The sequence below is a fragment of the Microbacterium sp. C448 genome, assembly GCF_000582705.2.
Taxonomy (GTDB): Bacteria; Actinomycetota; Actinomycetes; order Actinomycetales; family Microbacteriaceae; genus Microbacterium; species Microbacterium lacus_A.
On sequence record NZ_HG779843.1, the window covers coordinates 1 to 2,947 of the forward strand.

The window sequence follows — 2,947 nt, forward strand, 5'->3', positions numbered from 1 at the left end:
AAGCCTCCCCATCGGTGGATCGAGGCTTAGAGCCCGGCCGCCCGGGACACCCCGGTCGCCCCGGCCACGCCGACGGCGCCCCGCACGACGCGTACGACGACGGATGCCGCGGCGCCGCGTGGCACGGCCGCCGCGGTCACGGCCACGGCCACGGCTTCCGTGGTCACCACGCCCACGGCCAGCACGGTCACGGGTCTCACGCGCAGGACGCGTACGAGCGCGGCTTCGACGCAGGCTTCGCCCGCGGCCGCGAGTCCGACGCCGCCTGAACCCCGCGCCCCGGCGCCCCACCGTGCCGCGCCGTGGCGCCGACCTTGCGGGTTCTCCGCCGAGCTTGTGGGTTTTGCAGCGACATTGTGCACATGCTCGCGCGCAAACCCACATGCTCGCGCGCAAACCCACAAGCTCGCGCGCAAACCCACAAGCTCGGCGAACGGATGCCGGAGCCCGGCGCCGGCGTCACACGCCCGTCACACACGGCGGGCACAATGGGCACGTGACCTCGACGCCCGCGCTCCTCGCGATCTCGCACGGCACGTCCTCCCCCGCCGGGCAGGCCGCCGTCGCGGCGCTCGTCGAGGCCGTCGCAGCCCGGCTGCCGGAGGTCACCGTGCGGCTCGGGCATGTGGACGTGCAGCAGCCGGATGTCGCGGCATCCCTCGACGCTCTTCCTGCGGGGCAGCCGGTCGTGATCGTCCCGCTCCTGCTGTCGGCGGGGTATCACGTGCGCGTCGACCTGAAGAAGCAGTCCGCGGGCCGCGACCGGGTCGTCATCGCACCGGCCATGGGGCCTGACTCACGTCTCGTCGACGCGCTCGTCGCGCGCCTCTCGCCCCTCGACTTTGCCGAAGACGACGCCGTCGTGCTCGCGGTCGCCGGATCGAGCGACGACCGCGCGAACGACGACTGTCGCGAGATCGGACGGATGCTGGGCGCCGAGCTTGACCGCGAGGTCACGGTGGGCTTCCTCGCGGCCGCCGACCCACGGCTCGACGCCGCCGTCACCGTCGCGCGGGCGCGCACGTCGGCCGGCGGGCGAGTGGTCGTCGCGACCTACCTCCTGGCGCCCGGATACTTCCACGATCTCGCGGTGCGGCTCGCCGGCGCCGCCCCGGTCGCCCGCCCGCTGCTCGACGACGACGAGCCGTCGCCCGCGCTCGTCGACCTCGTGGTCGATCGCTACAAAGCCGCGCGCGGCTTGTCGGACTGAATCCACAAAGAATCCACGAAGACGCCGCCCGCAAGGTGTGTGACGTCGTGTGACGCACGTTTACGCCGCGTGACATCCGGATAGGTCGCCGCCGCCCGCCCTTCTAGCCTCACGGAATGGGCTCGATAGAGTCCGCCCGAGCGCTGCTCGGGAGTCCTCCGGAGGCACCGTGACCATCAGCGACACCGAAGCGCCCAGCGCGGCGGAGCGACCGCGCGCTGCCGTCCGCCCGCCTCGGCCCTCGTCCAAACCGAACGGCCAGTGGAAGATCGACGGCACCACGCCGCTCAACGGCAATGAGGAGTGGAAGCAGGTCGACGACGGCCTGAGCGTGCGCGAGCGCATCGAGAACACGTACTCGAAGGGCGGGTTCGCCTCGATCGACCCGACCGATCTGCACGGCCGGTTCCGCGTGTGGGGTCTCTACACGCAGCGCAAGCCCGGCATCGACGGCGGCCGCACCGCGACCCTCACGCCCGAAGAGCTCGAGGACGAGTTCTTCATGCTGCGCGTCCGCATCGACGGCGGGCAGCTGACCACCGCGCAGCTGCGCGTGATCGCGGGCATCTCGACCGAGTTCGGCCGCGACACCGCCGACATCACCGACCGCCAGAACATCCAGCTGCACTGGATCCGCGTCGAAGACGTGCCCGAGATCTGGCGCCGGCTCGAGGCCGTGGGTCTGCGAACCACCGAAGCGTGCGGCGACGTTCCGCGCGTCATCCTCGGTTCCCCCGTCGCCGGCATCGCCGCCGACGAGCTCATCGATCCCACGCCGCAGATCGACGAGATCACCGAGCGCTTCATCGGCGACGCGTCGCTGGCGAACCTGCCCCGCAAGTTCAAGTCGGCGATCACCGGGCACCCGAGCCAGGACGTCGTCCACGAGATCAATGACGTCGCGTTCGTCGCCGTCGAGCACCCTGAGCTAGGCGTCGGCTACGACCTGTGGGTGGGCGGCGCGCTCTCGACGACGCCGCGGCTCGGCGAGCGCCTGGGCGCGTTCGTCCGGCCGGATCAGGTGGCGGATGCCTGGCACGGCGTCACCCAGATCTTCCGGGATTACGGCTACCGGCGCCTGCGCAACAAGGCGCGTCTGAAGTTCCTGCTCGCCGAGTGGGGCACCGAGAAGTTCCGCCGGGTGCTCGAGGACGAGTACCTCGGGTACACGCTCCCCGACGGCCCGGCCCCCGAGAAGCCGAAGACCACCGGCGACCACATCGGCGTCCACCGCCAGAAGGACGGCCGCTTCTACATCGGCGTCACGCCGATCGTCGGCCGTGTCTCGGGCCCGACGCTCGCGCGGCTCGCCGACGTCATCGAAGCGCACGGGTCGACGCGCCTGCGCACGACGCCCCACCAGAAGCTCGTGATCCTCGACGTGCCCGAAGAGAACGTCGAACTCCTCATTGCGGAGCTCGACGCCCTCGGGCTCCAGGCGCGTCCGAGTCACATCCGCCGCGGCACGATCGCGTGCACCGGCATCGAGTTCTGCAAGCTCGCGATCGTCGAGACCAAGGTCAACGCGACGGCGGCGGTGCTCGACCTCGAAGAGCGTCTCAAGGGCTTCGACCTCCCGCATCCCATCTCGCTCCACGTCAACGGATGCCCCAACTCGTGCGCCCGCATCCAGACCGCCGACATCGGACTCAAGGGCCAGCTCGTCATGATCGACGGCGAGCAGGTGCCCGGCTACCAGGTGCACCTCGGCGGCGGGCTCGCGTCGCAGGACTGCGA

General features: G+C 71.0%; 3 protein-coding genes. 2 read left to right on the forward strand and 1 reads right to left on the reverse strand.

Annotated elements, in window-relative coordinates:
* Positions 1 to 26: 26 nt before the first annotated feature.
* Positions 27 to 200 carry a hypothetical protein gene (locus MIC448_RS16195; protein ID WP_157813900.1) on the reverse strand — a complete coding sequence of 58 codons (174 nt, stop codon included), beginning with the start codon at positions 198 to 200 and terminating at the stop codon, positions 27 to 29.
* 296 nt (positions 201 to 496) lie between these two features.
* On the opposite strand from MIC448_RS16195, the gene MIC448_RS16200 reads away from it, so the two are divergent.
* Together MIC448_RS16200 and MIC448_RS16205 are read left to right on the forward strand one after the other, a co-directional pair.
* On the forward strand, positions 497 to 1,210 hold the full coding sequence (locus MIC448_RS16200; protein ID WP_036302078.1) for a sirohydrochlorin chelatase: 714 nt from the start codon (positions 497 to 499) through the stop codon (positions 1,208 to 1,210).
* A gap of 169 nt (positions 1,211 to 1,379) precedes the next feature.
* Positions 1,380 to 2,947 (forward strand): nitrite/sulfite reductase (locus tag MIC448_RS16205; protein ID WP_144238083.1); only part of this gene is annotated, 1,568 nt, incomplete at its 3' end.